14 protein-coding genes and 1 riboswitch are annotated in these 17,557 nt (G+C 40.2%); of the genes, 5 read left to right on the top strand and 9 right to left on the bottom strand.

The genetic code is table 11. The features are described 5' to 3' along the window. Positions 1-134 precede the first annotated feature (134 nt). Positions 135-626: a peptide-methionine (S)-S-oxide reductase gene (locus tag DO88_RS18045; RefSeq protein ID WP_033037706.1), complete on the top strand. Its 492-nt coding sequence runs from the start codon at positions 135-137 to the stop codon at positions 624-626. A gap of 20 nt (positions 627-646) precedes the next feature. Here the strand turns inward: DO88_RS18045 and DO88_RS18050 are convergent, their stop codons facing one another. The 5 genes from DO88_RS18050 to DO88_RS18070 form a co-directional block, all read right to left on the bottom strand. Continuing rightward, the gene (locus DO88_RS18050; protein WP_033037705.1) at positions 647-1,450 is read right to left on the bottom strand and encodes a hypothetical protein; all 804 of its coding nucleotides are present in this window, start codon (positions 1,448-1,450) and stop codon (positions 647-649) included. Between the two features lie 65 nt (positions 1,451-1,515). Then, complete coding sequence (locus tag DO88_RS18055) at positions 1,516-2,067, bottom strand: DUF4136 domain-containing protein (protein WP_007375807.1); 552 nt, start codon at positions 2,065-2,067, stop codon at positions 1,516-1,518. Between the two features lie 140 nt (positions 2,068-2,207). Then, the gene (locus DO88_RS18060) at positions 2,208-4,982 is read right to left on the bottom strand and encodes an ATPase (RefSeq protein WP_033037704.1); all 2,775 of its coding nucleotides are present in this window, start codon (positions 4,980-4,982) and stop codon (positions 2,208-2,210) included. After that, a complete protein-coding gene (locus DO88_RS18065) occupies positions 4,979-5,527 on the bottom strand; it encodes a condensin complex protein MksE (RefSeq protein WP_033037703.1) in 549 nt (182 codons plus the stop codon). Before DO88_RS18065 ends, DO88_RS18060 begins: the two co-directional genes overlap by 4 nt. A gap of 3 nt (positions 5,528-5,530) precedes the next feature. Then, on the bottom strand, positions 5,531-6,802 hold the full coding sequence (locus DO88_RS18070; protein ID WP_033037702.1) for a hypothetical protein: 1,272 nt from the start codon (positions 6,800-6,802) through the stop codon (positions 5,531-5,533). Between the two features lie 222 nt (positions 6,803-7,024). Between DO88_RS18070 and nhaD the strand changes: the two genes are divergently transcribed. Further along, complete coding sequence (gene nhaD, locus DO88_RS18075; RefSeq protein WP_033028739.1) at positions 7,025-8,272, top strand: sodium:proton antiporter NhaD; 1,248 nt, start codon at positions 7,025-7,027, stop codon at positions 8,270-8,272. 101 nt (positions 8,273-8,373) lie between these two features. Next, positions 8,374-8,546: riboswitch (Lysine riboswitch) on the top strand. A 75-nt stretch (positions 8,547-8,621) separates the two neighbouring features. Further along, positions 8,622-10,025, top strand: a complete 1,404-nt coding sequence (lysC, locus tag DO88_RS18080; RefSeq protein WP_033037701.1) for a lysine-sensitive aspartokinase 3 — start codon at positions 8,622-8,624, stop codon at positions 10,023-10,025. A 46-nt stretch (positions 10,026-10,071) separates the two neighbouring features. Here the strand turns inward: lysC and DO88_RS18085 are convergent, their stop codons facing one another. Continuing rightward, positions 10,072-10,830: a 4'-phosphopantetheinyl transferase family protein gene (locus tag DO88_RS18085; RefSeq protein WP_033037697.1), complete on the bottom strand. Its 759-nt coding sequence runs from the start codon at positions 10,828-10,830 to the stop codon at positions 10,072-10,074. 141 nt (positions 10,831-10,971) lie between these two features. On the opposite strand from DO88_RS18085, the gene DO88_RS18090 reads away from it, so the two are divergent. Then, the gene (locus DO88_RS18090) at positions 10,972-12,294 is read left to right on the top strand and encodes a sodium-dependent transporter (RefSeq protein WP_033037695.1); all 1,323 of its coding nucleotides are present in this window, start codon (positions 10,972-10,974) and stop codon (positions 12,292-12,294) included. A 93-nt stretch (positions 12,295-12,387) separates the two neighbouring features. Here the strand turns inward: DO88_RS18090 and DO88_RS18095 are convergent, their stop codons facing one another. Continuing rightward, complete coding sequence (locus DO88_RS18095; protein ID WP_033037694.1) at positions 12,388-13,368, bottom strand: 2-hydroxyacid dehydrogenase; 981 nt, start codon at positions 13,366-13,368, stop codon at positions 12,388-12,390. A gap of 87 nt (positions 13,369-13,455) precedes the next feature. Next, positions 13,456-14,016: a glutathione peroxidase gene (locus tag DO88_RS18100; RefSeq protein ID WP_008134532.1), complete on the bottom strand. Its 561-nt coding sequence runs from the start codon at positions 14,014-14,016 to the stop codon at positions 13,456-13,458. 121 nt (positions 14,017-14,137) lie between these two features. Here DO88_RS18100 and DO88_RS18105 point away from each other — a divergent pair, with 121 nt between their 5' ends. Then, a complete protein-coding gene (locus tag DO88_RS18105; protein WP_008134531.1) occupies positions 14,138-15,019 on the top strand; it encodes an NAD(P)-dependent oxidoreductase in 882 nt (293 codons plus the stop codon). A 1,118-nt stretch (positions 15,020-16,137) separates the two neighbouring features. Here the strand turns inward: DO88_RS18105 and sbcB are convergent. Beyond that, the coding region (gene sbcB / locus DO88_RS18110) for an exodeoxyribonuclease I (protein WP_033037691.1) at positions 16,138-17,557 on the bottom strand (1,420 nt) is incomplete at its 5' end.

Genomic DNA, 17,557 nt, shown 5'->3' with positions numbered 1-17,557 from the left:
CTGCGTTAAAAATTATTTATATAGAACAACTATATGTCATAATTTTCGCCTTGTTATTGCGCTATTTTCTTGGCGCTATAATAGAACACTATTTTCATGCAATCGGTATAATTACTTATTAGGTAACATTTATAATGGATACTAAAGAATATAATACTATTTACTTTGCTGGTGGCTGCCTGTGGGGCGTACAAGAATTTTTAAAGCACTTACCAGGCGTAATAATTACTGAAGCAGGGCGCGCTAATGGTACAAGCAGAACCACTAACGGCGAATACGATGGTTATGCCGAATGCGTAAAAGTCATTTTTGATTTAAAAGTCGTTAGCCTAAATAAGCTGTATGATTACTTTTTTGAAATTATTGACCCATACAGTATTAATAAACAAGGGGATGACGTAGGCCCTAAATACCGCACTGCCATTTATAGCAAAAACCAAAGCCATTTAGACGCAGCAAGCAATTATATAAACAAGCGCAGTGATGCCGATAAAATTGTGGTAGGGGTAGAGCTGTTAACTAACTACGTGCCAAGCGATCCTGAGCATCAAGACCGTTTAACTAATCATCCTGATGATTATTGCCATATACCCTTTGATTTATTGTATAAGTATAAGTTGTCATAGAGTTATACTTAGATTACAGGTTACTCAGGCCTTTCAAAGCGATACAATTTAAACGAGCCAGTTTGAAGAGTTGTACCTTTGTGGTTTGAATACATATAGCCTTTGAGTTCTCGGTTGTCTTTATGAATAATTAGCTTATTTGCGAAGGCTGAATTGCTGGTAGTGATTTCCAGTACGTTGTCTTTTTCTTTAATATCTTGTGGCATAAAAGTGGTACTGATTATGTCATTGGCTCCACTTGCAAAATAGTTGAAGTATGACTCTTTATTGGGGGAGAATTCAATACTTACGAGTTTTTGATTGCCGTCTAAATTTAATAATCCTACCCAAAAACCATATAAACCTGACTTTTCTATAGCTGCTAATTCATCTATTTTAGAACGGTATTTATCTATAAATGTATGGACGGTAGATTGCCTTTCTTGTTTTTCCAATCGGTAAGTTTTTGACATGACAAAATCATCGTCTGCATTAGAATAAATTTCTAACACCTCAAATGAGTTATCTAAATAACGGCTTAAAATTAATGTAAATTGCAGATGTTCTTTATTAGGGCTAATGAGTGTGATAGTGCAATTAAGGCGACTACATTTAATATCGTTATTATTAAACGCAATTGATTTATTTCTATGGAATGCACTGGCGATATTTGCAATGATTAAACGGTGTTCTCCGTTTTCTTTTATTTCCAGTACATTGTATTCAAAATTATCTTTGTAAATGCCTTGCCACAAACCCGGAGTTAATTTTAAGTTTTGCGCATGTGCGGGGAGCGAAGCAAAAAAAGCGAATAGAGTGACTGTAAAATACTTTAAAAATGCCAAGGTATGATTCCTTTGTTAACAAAAAAGCTCACAAACCTGTGAGCTTTTTAAAAACTAACCAAAACTTATTGCTGCTTTTGCGGCGGGAAGTTACTTAAAATTTCGCTCACTGTTTTATTAATTGATGCTTCACGTTGCTCTGGCGATTGATTTTTCTTTAATCGACCTTCTTTTGCGCCGCGCCATACTAGCTGGTTAGATTCACGGTCTACAATATCAATAATCAGTGTGCCCACTTCGTATTCACGCGCAGTTGTGTCGCGTTGAAAACCAGTACCCCAGTAACCCCAATGCGGGCGGTAGTTTACATTAAATGTATCTACTTCAAGCTCTTTATCAACCGATGCATGATAATTAACAAGTACATCAGCATTTGCTGCATCAACTAATCTCATACCTAGTGTTTGGCTCAGCTCAGCGTTAACGGCAGTGCGAACACGTTTTTCCATTAGGCCATTAATTTGATAGTTATTTGTGTCTTTAGTTAGGCTGGCGTTTTCTACCCAAGCAAATGTTTTAAAATTACTAAAGTTAGCTGATTTATCGTAATCCCAATCTGGGGTTTGTGTACAGGCTGTAAGAAGTGCTAGCGCTGCAACAATAAGTATATTTTTCATTACGTTTGCTCCAATAAAATGCATTAATTTAAAATAACACATATTGTTTGAATGTGTATTATTTAAACGTCCTAAATATTAGTCTAAACAAGAGGGCTGAACGACTAATTAACCTATGTTAATTAGTCGTTGTTTATTAGCTAATGTTCAACTTCAATCCAATCTTTTTCATCTACCCAGTTTTGTGCACCGTCTTTTACCGAGCGAATCGGCACAATGTAGTCACAACTTATTTGTGGCTTAACTGAGGCAAATATAGGCACAAAACCAAAGCTTAGTGCGGTTTCTATAATCGCTTTTTGATTTTGTGGGTCAATGTCGGCCGCTTCATCTATATAAATTGGTATACGGTATAGGTTTTGTTCCTGATCGCTTAATAAGTAACGAATAAACAACATGCCACACAATAACTTAATAGTAATACGTGTGCCGTTTGAACCCGCCGAATCTATTTTTTCAAAGTGTTCGGTTTCACCTGCGCGGTTAACTACTTCAAATCGAATATCAAATAAATCGGTAAGTGTTAAACCCGCTTTATCTGATGCGAGTTTAATTAAGTGATCTTTTGCTTCGTTTACCGCGCTTTCGCTGTACGGTTCTTGGCTCAGTAAATCAAGTGTGTCGCCTTGTTCAAACTGATGCGACGTGCTGATAATAGTATCTATACTATCAACCAGCATTTTGCGCGGTATTACGTTAATTTTAAACGCTTGCAGGTTTGAAATTCGGTGCTGGCTTATGCCTTTATTAAAGCTGTTCATTTCGCGGCGAAGGCGGTCTAAATCTTCTCGCAAGCCTTTTATAGTTGCGGCCACTTCGGTAAGCGCAACGCGTGCTTGGCGTTCAACAGCATCGCGTTCGTTATCAATATTATGAAAGGCGCTTATTAGCTTTTGGTATTTAGTATATTCGTCGTTTTCGTTGTCGAATTTAGTAATACCCGCGTTATATACATGCAAATAGGTGTTACGCACGTTTATGTCAAAATTACGCAGCTCTTGGCAGTCTTTATTAAAGTGATGCACAAGATCGCTTAAGTTATCAAAGTCGACCGTAATATCAATCATGTACGGGGTTACTTTACCGCTGTATAAATCAAGCGTGTGGTCAATTCGCTCGCTTTTAACTTGGCGTAAGCGCTCAGTTTGGCGATTAATTTGCTCTTGTTTCGATTTAATTAACGAGCGACGATCGGCAATTGAGCCACTATTTTTTTGAATATCTTGCAGGTAGTCGTCAACTTGTTCGCGCTCAGCTAATAACTGCTCTTTTAGCATGGCTTGCGCTTCAACCGATTGCTGCATTATATCAAACTGCTCTAAGCGTTTTAGCGCGCTCTCTGCGCTCATAAGCTCATCGTATAACGCGTCTTTCTCTTTTTGCTTGTCGGCAACGTTTGCTGCAACATCGCGCTGTTGCTTAAACTCTTTAAGTGAATGCTCAAGAGCATTTAACTGAGCGGTTAATTGCTCTTTGTTTTCGCCGCTTTGCATTTGCACAGGCGAGAGCTTTTTAAGCTTAATGCTCGCACCTGGTAGCGTTAATACGCCGCCTTTAACGTTTTCACTTAATAGCGATAAAAACTCACCAAAGGCGTCTTCGTCATCAATGGTTATATCGCCATTAGTGGTGGTCGCAAACGAGAGAATATCAGGATTTAAAATCCGCGATATTTCTTCTACTTCTTTTAAAGAGAGGTCTTCGCGCATGCGGGTAAACAAATTAAACTCAAGATTTTTAAGTTGCAGCTTTAAGCTTTTAATTTGTTTTTGTGTTTCGCTAATGCGGTAGTCAAGCGTGTGTAGGCTTTGCCCTTGTGCGCTGGTTATAGAGTGCGAAAGCGACTCGTAATCTTGCTTTAACTGAGTCAGGCTGGTTTTAAGCGTGGCTTTATTTACTAGTTCAAACTCGCTTTTAAGCGCATCGTAATCTAAAAACCACTGCTCAATTTGAGTTTGTCTACGCTCTATGTCGCGCGATTGCTGTACGTATAGGCTTTGCTTTTGCTCAAACTCGTGTTTTTCGTGCTCTATATCTTCAAGCGCTATACCCAGCTCATTAAGTTGCGATTCTTGATAGGTATCAAAATCAATCAGTGCTTGGTCAATTTTAGGTGCGTATGCGGCTAATTTACCTTTAAGCACGGTTTGGTTTTCAAGCATTGATTCAAGCGCTGCTATTGGCTCTTGCATTGACTCAAGGGCTTTTAATTCGCGTTTTGAGCGATTTACTTTATCAAACGAGCGACGCCATACTTCATAAAAGTCGACTTTAGAGTTCGACATATGACGTTCAAACACGCGTAGCATAAAGCGTTTTACGTCGCTTGCGCCTAATTTGTGTAAGTTAAGAATACGTCTAAATATTTCTTTATAAATGGAGGAGTCTTGTACATTATTAAGCGGGATCATTTTTAGGTTAATGTCGCCGTCAAAAGGGGTTGCGCCGCCAGTAAGTAGCGCGTTTAACTCTTGTGCTTTAAGCTCAATAGGGTTGTAGTTAAGTGATTTTAAATGGTTGAACAACTTGGTAAATTTAATAATAGTTTTACCTTGCGTGTACTGCTCTAAATCAAGCTTTCCTTGATAACAAAAGTACTGATGCGCGTAACCGGCAATTTTACCAAGTCCCGCAACGCCTATTACTACCGAGCCATGAGGCAAGTTAGCTTCTAGTAAAATGTACGACTGATCGGATGAAAAATAAAACTTTCGGGTTTCATCTAAATCGTGTCCGTCCCATTCTGTTAAGCGCAAATCGTTAATAAGCGGGAACTGCAGGGCGTTAATAACCGAGCTTTTACCTGTGTTATTGGGCGCGCAAATAGAGCTGCTTTTATCAAGCGGGATCACACATTTTGCATAGCCTGCGGTGTTAAGTAGGGCGAGTTTACTTAGTCCGTATAGATTTTTCATTCCTCGTCCTCTCCTAAATAGGTTTCTTCGTTTACTTCCATGAGTGCATCTATGTAGCGGTGAATTGGCGCTTGTAGCATAAAGCCGCCTTCTACTTCACGGGCTAAACCTAAGCGCACCATGCGCAGGTAAACGTCTTTACGTAGGTCCGAACCCGAAAATATCTCAAGCTGATCAAACAAATGTTTGTTAATTTGCACCAGCGTTTGCATAAGCTCTAAATCGTTTACGTCGTCAAACAATGCGCGCATTGGGTCTTTACCCGTATTGGCGTAGTGCTCAATTAAAATGTAAATGGTGAGCGCGATAGCGCGAGATATTTTGCCCATATTGGGTGTGCTTTCATCGCTACCAAAATAATAAAAGCCACGGCTGTCGTGTTTTAAATCGTTACCTAAAGCGGTAAATAGGGCGGTGTAGTCTTCTATGTGTTGGTCAAGCTCTTGCCACATTACGTTGTCTTGCTCGCAAATATGATAACCCGCTACTAATTTTTTATTAATGGCTTGTAGATGAGTTAGCTCGTCTAAGTTTATGTGTGTCATGGTTTATTTACCTGCCTTTGGATCTGGCTGAGGCTCTGAATTAAATGGATATAAAGAAAAGTGCTGACCGGCAATTTTTACGCGGGCTTTTTCATCGCTTTGAATTATTTTAATATCGCTGTCGCTGACTAATTTTTGATACAAAAATAGCATTTCGTCTGCATCGAGATCTGGATAGCTTTCGTCTAAAAATTGCAGCAAGGGCTGCGGCTTTTTGCGTTTTTTATTAAAGCGCTTAGTAAAGTTGGTTTTAACATCGTTGTAGTCAGGAATATTAGGCGTAACAAATGCAGGCACGTCTTGTTGATCTGGCAATTGGTATTCTTCGTGTTCAAATTCAACCAAGCTTGCCATGTAAGCCACAATATGGCGTTGCTGACCAAGCGAATATCGCTGCGCGTCGCTCACAAAATGTGGCTGTACAGCACTTAGCATATTGTCTACGCCATTTTTGCGTACAAGCCCAAGTACTTTGGCTGCTTGGCGAGTAATTAAGTTATTACGACGTAGCTCCTCGCGCAGTGGCATAAGCATATCGGCACTTTTACGCAAGCTTTCTCGGCCCATTAAATGCATTTCGAGTATACGGGTACGTAATTGCTCCAGCATACGTTTGTCGTTATATGCTTTACCTGAGCGCTCAATGTGCAGTATTTGCTTACTTATTTGCTCTTCAATGAGGGTAAAACATGCATGAAACTCACCACGAATATCAACCATTTCAAGCATTGGCTCAATGTATTCATCAAAGGCTTCTATTACCGCTTTATAACGCTTTTGCAGCGATTGCACTGCATTATTTGATTTGGCTTGTTCAACTATATTTAAAATAGCGTTTTCGTTGTGCGTATAGAGCTTCATTATTTTACGCACCCGATCATCCATAATACGGCTGTAGCGGCGTAAGTCGTCAAAGTCTTCTATTTCGCCAGCGTTATCTAGGCGATTACCTAAACGAGCTAGGTCCTCTACTAATACGCTAATTTCTTGCGCTAAACCTAAATGCTCTTCTTGCAGTAAAAAAGTAGCAAAATCAGCAATAGCACGATTTATTTCAAGCTGAGAAGATTTAGCCAGTGGAATTAAAATATCTTGGTTTAACAAACGATTTGTTTCTTTATAAATGCGTTCGTTTGACCACGTAGGCTGCTTTTGCTTAATCGCGTTTTGTACGTCTTTTAGGCTAAAGTCAGCCATTTTAAAACGTTTAAATAATAGCGCTAATACACCCCAATGTTCGGTTATGGTGTTTAGCAGCTTTTTAGCTGGGATCATAAGGGGTTACAACATCCTAGTATTTTATTATTGAGTTCTTTTAGAAGACTCATTATTACGTATTTTTAATTAACCTTGTCTGTATATAGTATTCGTTTTTAAGACCATTTAATAATAGTTTTTGCATAGAGGCAGTGCTAAAATTCGCGCCGAAAATAGGCACATGAAATGGAATGTTATTTGTGTGTTCTTTAAAACTATATCAAAGGTTGTTTAACTACCATGGTTTCCTCGATTATTCTAACCCTGATAGCGATTGCATTTTTACTGATCGTTATAGAAGATATAATCCATGTCAATAAAGCTAAAACCACGCTGTTTTTTGGTACGCTTTGCTGGATTCTTCTTTTTATATACCCTCTTCACGGGCAAAGCCCCGATACGATTCAACATCTTTTAAATGAAAATATTTTAGAAATTGCCTCGCTATGGCTATTTTTAATGGCTGCAATGACCTTTGTAGCGTATTTAAATTCAAAGGGGTTTATAGAAAATATTGTGCACCGCGTTATGCCAAAAAGTATTAGCGAAAAAAAGCTCATGTTTTTAGTGGGTGGTTTTGCATTTTTGTTTTCGTCGATTTCAGACAACGTAACAGCGACGCTTATATCGCTTGCGGTTGTTATGTCGTTAAAACTTGAACCTAAAAAACTCATTAAATACGCCACGCTTATTGTGTTTGGCGTTAACTCAGGTGGGGTATCGCTAATAACCGGTGACGTAACCACACTAATGATATTTTTAGATGGCAAAGTAACCATTGCTCATTTGTTACTACTTATAGCGCCAGCACTTGCAAGCGTTATGCTGCTTGCCGCGTTACTTTCTATCGGTATGAAAGGGCGTGTTGAGTTTGCTAGTGCAGGTAAAACCCGCATTGAAAAAACCGACATAACCATTGCTGTTATATTTTTATCTACTGTAGTGAGCACACTTACGCTGAGTGTAATTTACAGCGTACCACCTCTATTAACCTTTTTGTTTGGCTTATCAGTGATGTTTTTAGTGGCGCAATTTTTAATGCGCAAAAAAGACATAAACAAAGACATAATCGATTTTGTTCGCGATATAGAATACGACACATTATTGTTTTTTGTAGGTGTACTTTTACTTGTAGGCGCACTTAAAGAAATTGGTATGTTGAGTAAATTTACCGATCTATACACGGTAATGGCACCAGAATACGCAAACTACTTAATGGGCATATTATCAGCAGGGGTCGATAACGTACCGCTTACCGCTGCCTTATTAAAAGCCGATATAGTAATGAGCCAACAACACTGGTTGTCGTTTACGTATGCAACGGGCGTGGGTGGTTCAATGCTTATTATTGGTTCGGCTGCGGGCATTATTGCCATGAGCAAAGTTAAAGCGCTTACCTTTATGAGCTACTTGCGTTTATCGCTGCATTTATTAATTTGTTACACGGTTGGATATGCGGGCTCGTATTACATGGGCAGTTTTATTTAACTCATAAATTATTAAATGCTTGACAGCTAGACGTCTAAACGATAACTTTCAAAGCCCCGCTACTTAGTGGGGTTTTGTTTTATTAGCCACTGGCTAATAAAGCATTCAGAAGAGGTGCGATACTTAGGTACTTAATGTTAGGCGACGAAAGCCGATGATCATTAAGGAGGGAAGTACTCGCCGAGGAAAATAATGGTACGTCGTCATTGTTTTTCGGTTTATGGGGCTGAATCCTCAAAACTGTCACCAATATAGGTGGAGAGCTTCTGGCAGTGGACTTATCTTCAAGCATTCCTTTGCCAAGTTCTTCTTGTTTTATTGCGGTTTGGATACCGCGAAAGGAGACTAAATGACTACCCAATCAGTGCCACAAACAGTGCCTCAAACAGAGTTAAGCGCAAAATCAGATTACATCGTTGCCAAATTTGGCGGAACCAGTGTTGCAAATTTTGAAGCGATGAGTCGCTGTAGCGAAATTATTGTTGCAGATAAAAGCGTACGTATTGTTGCCGTGAGCGCCAGTGCCGGCGTAACTAATCACTTAGTTGCACTGTGTAAATCAAGCATTACTCCTAGTGAGCGCCAAGAACACATAAATGGAGTGCTTGCTATTCAACAAACTATTTTAGATGAATTATCGCTAGATGCCGATTTAGCGGTTGGCTTTAACGAAACCTTAAAAGCATTTCAAACATTGGCTCAAGAGCCACTAACAACCGATCAGCAACACGACGAGCTACTTAGCTTTGGTGAGCGTTTATCGTCGTATTTATTTGCTCAGGTGCTGCGTTTACAAGGTTTAAATGCCGATCGCTTTGATGTGCGCAAGGTGCTTAAAACCGACAGCCAATTTGGTAAAGCAACGCCCAATGTTGCAGCCACAGCGCAAGCCGCTAAAGAACATTTAATTCCGTTATTAGACGCTCAAGTAATTGTGACTCAGGGATTTATTGGTAGTGACGAATACGGTCACACCACAACGCTAGGACGTGGTGGTTCAGACTACAGCGCTGCATTATTAGCAGAAGCGATTAACGCTAAAAGTGTGCATATTTGGACCGACGTAGTGGGCATTTTTAGCACTGACCCGCGTTTGTGCGCAAAAGCGACGCCTATTGCACGCTTAAGTTTTGACGAAGCCGCTGAAATGGCAACCTTTGGCGCAAAAGTATTGCACCCAGCGACTATTTTACCAGCAAGCCGTAGCCACATTAACGTGTTTGTAGGTTCTAGCCGCGAGCCTGAGCGTGGCGGTACGTGGATTGAGCGCGAAAAATCGCAGCAACCAGGTATACGCGCAGTAACACAACGTAAAAACCAAATTTTGCTTACGCTTAAAAGCCCAGAAATGCTCCTAGCAAGCGGCTTTTTAGCACGCGTATTTACACTATTAAGTGAATACAATATATCGGTAGATTTGGTAACCACATCAGAAATCAGCGTAGCTATAACCCTTGATAATGCGCAAAACGCATCGCGCCCAGAGCTTGATCAAGAATGCCTAGATAAGCTTGCAGAGTTTTGTCATGTTTCGGTAGAAAACAACTTAACATTGGTGGCACTTATTGGCTCTGAGATTCAATTACGCCAACACGAAATGAACTTAATGAGTGTACTAAAAGATTTTAACATTCGATTAATTTGTCACGGTGCAAGTAAACACAACTTGTGCTTTTTAGTAGAGCAAACTGAGTCAGATAACGTAGTACAGTCTATCCATAGCCGTTTATTAGAAAACGATTTTGCTGCGTAAATAACCGTTATTCAGGGAGATTAACTAGTAAAGTTACCTAGTAAAATCACTTAACAAAATCAGTTAATAAAAAGCATCGCCAGTCGGTGCTTTTTTTATGCACCACACTTACATCAAAACAAACATTGCTGTCATTGCTATCAGCTAGAGTAACGCGATTACTGCTAGCACTCAGCTTTGCACTATTTAATTCGTCAAATACATTGGGGCTAAGTAATTTTGCAATAGGGCGGCTGGTGGCTTTAGCAAGTGACTCTTTTAATGTCCAAATTCTAAAAAACGTATCTGCTTGGGCTTGGGTATTAGTAGGCTTGGTGATAAGTGTAATTTCATCATTATGATAAAAATGCTTAGCGAGCTTTTCAAACGGGCGCTTTAGGCTTACTTTTTCAATATCAAAACCAAACTCACTTTTATCAAAATTTAGCGCCACCCCAACCAAACCATGCGAATGCGAAATACAGGTATTTATAACATTACCATTTACATGTATTTGCAGCTTTGAGCTTGCTTCATCAAATTCGGTACTCATTTTATTAAGGGGTACGTGCGTATGTTGCGGCTGCGTTACTTTAATAAGGTGTTTTAACAATAACCGCGTAGCTAAATACTCTTGCTTAGCTTGTGGGCTTTTGCGGCGGTTTATAATGGTTAACTCAAATGAGCTTAAGCAGTCGGGCAAATTAAAGTCACTAAGCTCAAGTGTTTTAGCATTAAATAATAAAATACTGTTACTCGCTAAAGACAAATTTGCCAATTGAGTTGAAGTAATACTCAAGGCGTTTTTAAAATAGTGTTCAGTCATAAAAGCCCTAAAGCAAAAGAAGTCGCTGATATTGTGAGCGGTTAGCGCCACTAACAAAGGCTGGGTACAATTTTATTACTCAGCTGGCATGAAATATGGTTTAATTCACAATAATCAAAATAATAACAGATTTGTAGATGTATGGCACAAGTGCGTGATGGGTTTCAAAGCCGACTTGGTTTTGTTTTAGCCGCTGCTGGCGCAGCAGTGGGTTTGGGTAATATTTGGGGTTTTCCTACGCAAGCGGCCAACCATGGTGGCGGTGCATTTTTACTGGTTTACTTTATTGTTATATTTTTACTTGCGCTTCCTGCGCTGTATACCGAACTTTATTTAGGTCACAAAGCACAAGCTAACCCGGTAAAAGCATTGGGCGACGCATGGCAAAACACTAACCGTAAAGTAGGTGCAGCAGCAGGTTATATAGGTCTTGCGGGCGCAGTTGTTATGCTAAGTTTTTACTCAATAGTGGCAGGGTGGATGCTTTCGTACGCTATTGAACCTATAACAACCTTTTTAGGTTTCACAGGCGCAAGCGAATTTCTACATAGCGACTCAGTGCTGCGTAATTTTGTATTTACGCCGCTTATGCTTATTTTAACTGCCAGTATTATTTTAAAAGGGGTTAAATCGGGAATCGAAACTTGGTCGCGCCGTTTAATGCCACTGCTACTCGTCTTGCTTGTTGGTTTAATTGCCTACATTGCAACACTCGATGGCGCAAACGAAGGCTTTGCCGCGTATTTGATTCCTGACTTTAGCCAAATACTCGACCCTAATTTAATTATTGCCGCAATGGGGCAAGCGTTCTTTTCGCTCTCACTAGGTGTGGGCTGTATGATGATTTACGGCTCGTATTTACAGCCAGATGCTAATTTACCAAAGCTCACAGCAGGTGTTGCACTACTTGATACTGGCGTTGCTTTTTTAGCGGGATTACTCATCATTCCTGCCATTTATGTGGCGCAGCACAACGGTGTTGAAGTATTTAGTGGTGGTAAACTGATTGGCGAAGGGCAGCTAATTTTTGCTATTTTACCTGAGCTATTTAGCACCATGGGCGAAATTGGTTTATTAGTTGGTTTATTATTTTTTGTATTAATGTCTATCGCATCGGTTACGTCAACTATATCGACCACCGAAATTCCGGTAGCGTTTTTAGTCGAAAACCATAACGTTAGTCGCACCAAAGCAACGTGGGCAGTAAGCGCCGTTGTACTTGTGTGTGCAAGCGCGATTATATTAAATTTTGATTGGTTATTTGGTTTGGTAATTATGCTATTCACCCAATACCAATTACCGCTTATGGGTTTATTTTACTTTATTACAGTAGGGTGGATGTGGCAGCGTGGTAATAAATTACACCAAGCAACAACTGGCGTACATTACTGGTTTGCTCAGTATATTCGATTTGTTTGCCCAATATTAATGACCTTAGTATTTGCAAACGTTGCCTTTGGTTAAGCTTTATTTAAAGTGAATTTTTAAACAAAAAAGCGAATAGGGCTCACCTTATTCGCTTTTTTTGTACCGGATATTTAGGTAAAGCCTAGGTCTTTATAAAACCTCGTTAGTCAGAGGCCTACCTTCATTTACTTCAAGCGCGTTAAGTAGGGTTGTGTTTGCTATTTCGGTTAGTGCTTCTTGGGTAAAAAAGCCCTGATGCCCCGTTACCAATACATTTTTAAAGCTCACTAAGCGCGAAAATATATCGTCTTGATTTATTTCGTCGCTGTGGTTTTTAAAAAATAGCTCCGACTCTTGCTCGTAAACGTCGAGCCCTAAGTAGCCTAATTTTTTAGTTTTAAGTGCATTAATGCACGCTTTGCTGTTAAGCAGTGCCCCGCGAGAGGTGTTAATAAGCATAACGCCGGTTTTCATTTTACTAAATGCCTCATCATCTATTAAATGATGAGTTTGTTCCGTTAATGGGCAATGCAAAGAAATCACATCGCTTTTGCTAAGCAATGTGTCTATATCGGTAATTGTATAATTGCCAGGTTGTGCGTATGGGTCGCACACTAATACTTTAGCGCCAAAGCCATTTAAAATGTTACACAGCGCAAGGCCAATTTTACCGCAACCTACAATACCCACGGTTTTATTGTGCAAGTTAAAGCCTAGTAATCCGTTTAAATCAAAATTGTCTTCGCGTACGCGGTTATACGCTTTATGAGTTTTACGGCTAAGCGTTAGCATAAGTGCAATACAATGCTCGGCTACGGCCTCAGGGCTGTAAGCTGGGACGCGTAATACCTTTAAGTTATGTGCTTTTGCTGCAGGTAAATCAACGTTATTAAATCCTGCACAACGTAGCAAAATAGTATTTATGCCTTGGCTTGCCAGTTGTTCAATAACCGTGGCGTTTACGGTGTCGTTTACAAATACACATATGGCATCAAACCCGTTTGCTAAAATAGCCGTTTGTTCGCTTAGAGCTTGCTCAAAATACGTTATTTTTATATCACGATTATCGCGTGTACTTTGTTCAAAAAAAGGCAGTTCGTACTTTTGAGTACTAAAAAAAGCAATGTTCATGGTAATAGCTCCGACGCTTAAGGAAAAATAATAGTAACATTAAACTACTTTACAAAAACGTGCTTAATTAGTTCTCCTGCTACTAATTTAAGCTTTAAGCGAAGTAAATATAGGTGTTTTAGGCGATATTCTTTTATCACTTTTTGCTGTGTTTACCTTTGCTGCTTGCAGTAGGTTGCTTTCTATTACTTGTTTAAGTGTTTCGGGCTTAGTGCGCGGTGCATAGCGAGCAACCTGCTGACCTTGCGAGTTAATTAAAAACTTAGTGAAGTTCCACTTAATAGCACGGTTTTGTGAAATACCCCGAGTATGTGATTTCAAATAATTAAACAACGGGTGAGTTTCTGGCCCATTTACCATTACTTTACCAAATATCTCAAACGAGATATTAAATTGATCTTGGTAAAAGTCTTTAATGGCTAAATTATCAAGCGGCTCATTTTGACCAAACTGATTACACGGAAATGCCAATATTGTAAATCCGCTACTTTTATATTCTTGATATAGTTTTTCAAGCGCACTTAATTGCACCGAAAAATTACACTTACTCGCTGTATTAACAATCAGTATGGTTTTTCCCTGTAGCTTACTAAGAGGAAAGCTTTCGCTGTTGTAAAGTGGTGCATTAAATTGATAAATACTATCCATAGGTTACCTACTTACATTTCCGATTAAGGAAATTTTATAAAGATTTTCATTCGCTTTTTTATCAGCCGGTTGACATAATCTAAGCCTAGTTTCTAAGTTATCAGTTAAATAGGTCATTTTTATGTCAATGAAAGTCGCATTTATAGGTTTAGGTGTAATGGGTTACCCAATGGCGGGGCATTTAGCAAAAGCAGGGCACAGCGTATGCGTTTATAACCGCACTCAAGCTAAAGCACAAGCGTGGACTGCAGAACATTCAGGAAGCTTTGCACCAACCCCGCGCGAAGCTGCCAGCAATGCCGACATCGTATTTATGTGTGTTGGTAACGATGACGACTTACGCTCAGTAGTGTATGGCAACGACGGCGTGTTAGCGGGCATGTTGCCGCACACTGTTTTGGTTGATCACACCACAACCTCTGCTGAAGTAGCCCGCGAAGTAGCTGCAAAAGCTGAACTACAAAATGTCGACTTTATAGATGCGCCAGTTTCGGGCGGACAAGCTGGCGCCGAAAATGGCGTATTAACGGTTATGGCAGGTGGCAGTGAAGCCGTATTTGCTAAAGTGCAGCCAGTTATGGCGGCGTTTAGCCGTTTTAGCCAACTGTTAGGCGGCGTTGGCTCGGGACAACTTTGTAAAATGGTTAATCAAATTTGTATTGCTGGCGCAGTACAAGGTTTAGCTGAAGGCTTACATTTTGCCAAACAAGCTGGGCTTGATGGTGAAAAAGTAATAGAAACCATTTCTAAAGGCGCAGCCGGTTCGTGGCAAATGGAAAACCGCTACAAAACAATGTGGGCGGGTGAATACGAGTTTGGTTTTGCCGTAGATTGGATGCGTAAAGATTTAGGCATTGCACTTGATGAAGCTAAAAACAACGGCGCTACTTTACCAATGACCGCAACGGTCGATCAATATTACGCCGATGTACAAGCACTCGGCGGCGGCAGATACGACACCTCAAGCTTGTTAGCACGTATTGAAGCGCTACATAAAAAGTAACGCTGTAGACGCGAAGCTTGCTTGCGTATAAAAACGGAGTTTTTAAAAAGGTAAAGATATTAAAAGCTACACTTTTCGCGTGAGCAAGCCGACTCTTACCGCCAAAGTGTAGCTATGAGTTTACTTGTAGACGCAAAGCTTGCTTGCGTATAAAAACGTAGTTTTTAAAATGATAAAGATATTAAAAGCTGCGCTTTTCACGTGAGCAAGCTCGACGTCTACCGCCAAAGTGCAGCGGTGAGTTTTACTTGTAGATGCGAAGCTTGCTTGCGTATAAAAACAGAGTTTTTAAAATGATAAAGATATTAAAAGCTCCGCTTTTCACGTGAGCAAGCTCGACGTCTACTGCCAAAGTGCAGCGGTGAGTTTTACTTGTAGACGCGAAGCTTGCTTGCGTATAAAAACGGAGTTTTTAAAATGGTAAAGATATTAAAAGCTGCGCTTTTCACGTGAGCAAGCTCGACGTCTACCGCCAAAGTGCAGCTGTGAGTTTTACTTGTAGACGCAAAGCTTGCTTGCGTATAAAAACGGAATTTTTAAAATGGCGAAGATATTAAAAGCTGCACTTTTCACGTGAGCAAGCTCGACGTCTACCGCCAAAGTGTAGCTGTGAGTTTACTTGTAGACGCAAAGCTTGCTTGCGTATAAAAACGGAGTTTTTAAAAAGGTAAAGGTATTAAAGCTGCACTTTTCGCGTGAGCAAGCTCAATGTTTACCGCCAAAGTGTAGCTGTGATTTTACTTGTAGACGCAAAGCTTGCTTGCGTATAAAAACAGAGTTTTTAAAATGGCGAAGATATTAAAAGCTGCGCTTTTCACGTGAGCAAGCTCGACGTCTACCGCCAAAATGTAGCTGTGTTTTTTACTTGTAGACGCCAAACTTGCTTGCGTATAAAAACACAGTTTTTAAAATGGTAAAGATATTAAAAGCTACGCTTTTCACGTGAGCAAGCTCTACGTCTACTGCCAAAGTGCAGCGGTGAGTTTTACTTGTAGACGCAAAGCTTGCTTGCGTATAAAAACGGAGTTTTTAAAAAGGTAAAGGTATTAAAAGCTACGCTTTTCACGTGAGCAAGCTCTACGTCTACACTCAAAGTGTAGATATGCGTCTACACCGAATCACATGCTTTGTGCGTAGTTATACAACGCCTTTAAAATTGTAAGATTTTTTTCGCTGTCGTCATGTTCATGCGCTAGGTTCTCAAGGGTGATCATAAAATCTTGCGCGTTAATCGATGGTTGATCTTCGCCGTGCATTAACTTGTTTTGGCAATACTGGCGCCATTGGTCAAGCTCTTGCTGGTTTAGCGTTTCAGGCCAGTTACGGGCGCGGTATCTAAACAACAATGTATTAAACTTTTTATCTTCAAAGTCTAACTTCAATCCAGCCAATTCATCTGGTTTTGCATCACGAATAATCGCAAATTTAGCTTTATCAGCATGGCTTGTAAACCCATCGTAAAGTAAGTAGTCAACGTTAGTGGTTGCGCTGTAATCGCCTTGCTCGTTAAACACTTCGGTTACTTTATCGCGAAGGTCGGTATTGGCTTTTAAAATAGCTAAATTAGCGAGGCACTGCTCGCGGTCAATCCCAAGGCGAGCGGCATTTTCAGGCAATAATGTTTTAGCGGGGGCTAAAATAGGGCACTTGTTTAAATGCACTAGTTTTAAGCCAACAGGTAAATCACCCTCGGCTAAATCTACACGTTTGGTGTATAAACGTTTGCGTAATTCTTCTACGTTTAAATCAATGAGTACTTGCGGGTTTTGGGTTAAATCAAAACAAATAACCGCGTTTTTATTAACCGGATGAAAGCTCATTGGTGCAACCCAGCTTGTACAGCCTTGTGATGCTGGTATGCGCGACGTGGTATGCACCAGCGGCGTCATGTTAAATACATCAATCAATTCAGCAAGGGCTTTTTTATTACGCAGCCCAAAAAAGAAGTTATACAGCTTTGGCTGTTTTTCTTTTATTAGTTTAGCCAGTGCAATAGTGGCGGTTACATCGCTTAGTGCATCATGCGCAGCGGCATGTTCAATACCATTAGCTACGGTTAAATGCTCTAGCTTAAAGCTTGGGTTGCCATCTTCTTTTAACGGCCATTCAATGCCTTCAGGGCGCAGCGCGTAACAAGCACGTACTAAATCAATAATATCCCATCGGCTATTGTTATTTTTGTATTCACGCTCGTATGGGTCGTAAAAGTTACGATAAAAACTGTAACGGCTTACTTCGTCATCAAACCGAATACTGTTATAACCGGCAACACAGGTGTTTGGTACACTAAACTCAGCATGAATTTTTGCTATAAACTCAGCCTCAACCAAGCCTTTTTTCATCGCTACTTGTGGCGTAATACCCGTAATTAAACACGCCTCAGGGTGGGGTAAGTAATCCGCTTGCGGCTTACAATATTCAATAAGTGGCTCGCCAATAATATTTAAATCAAGATCGGTACGAATACCCGCAAACTGGCTCGGCTTATCTTTTTGAGGGCTCGCCCCCCAAGTCTCGTAGTCGTGCCAATAGATTGTC

The organism is Pseudoalteromonas sp. S3431 (genome assembly GCF_000690035.1).
Lineage (GTDB): Bacteria > Pseudomonadota > Gammaproteobacteria > Enterobacterales > Alteromonadaceae > Pseudoalteromonas > Pseudoalteromonas fuliginea.
This window is presented reverse-complemented; position numbering and strand designations above follow the sequence as displayed.

Coding starts and splice junctions, on each gene's coding strand:
- DO88_RS18045 (WP_033037706.1), top strand. CDS start 135: ATGGATACTAAAGAATATAATACTATTTACTTTGCTGGTGGCTGCCTG.
- DO88_RS18055 (WP_007375807.1), bottom strand. CDS start 2,067: ATGAAAAATATACTTATTGTTGCAGCGCTAGCACTTCTTACAGCCTGT.
- DO88_RS18060 (WP_033037704.1), bottom strand. CDS start 4,982: ATGAAAAATCTATACGGACTAAGTAAACTCGCCCTACTTAACACCGCA.
- DO88_RS18065 (WP_033037703.1), bottom strand. CDS start 5,527: ATGACACACATAAACTTAGACGAGCTAACTCATCTACAAGCCATTAAT.
- DO88_RS18070 (WP_033037702.1), bottom strand. CDS start 6,802: ATGATCCCAGCTAAAAAGCTGCTAAACACCATAACCGAACATTGGGGT.
- nhaD (WP_033028739.1), top strand. CDS start 7,025: ATGGTTTCCTCGATTATTCTAACCCTGATAGCGATTGCATTTTTACTG.
- lysC (WP_033037701.1), top strand. CDS start 8,622: ATGACTACCCAATCAGTGCCACAAACAGTGCCTCAAACAGAGTTAAGC.
- DO88_RS18085 (WP_033037697.1), bottom strand. CDS start 10,830: ATGACTGAACACTATTTTAAAAACGCCTTGAGTATTACTTCAACTCAA.
- DO88_RS18090 (WP_033037695.1), top strand. CDS start 10,972: ATGGCACAAGTGCGTGATGGGTTTCAAAGCCGACTTGGTTTTGTTTTA.
- DO88_RS18095 (WP_033037694.1), bottom strand. CDS start 13,368: ATGAACATTGCTTTTTTTAGTACTCAAAAGTACGAACTGCCTTTTTTT.
- DO88_RS18100 (WP_008134532.1), bottom strand. CDS start 14,016: ATGGATAGTATTTATCAATTTAATGCACCACTTTACAACAGCGAAAGC.
- DO88_RS18105 (WP_008134531.1), top strand. CDS start 14,138: ATGTCAATGAAAGTCGCATTTATAGGTTTAGGTGTAATGGGTTACCCA.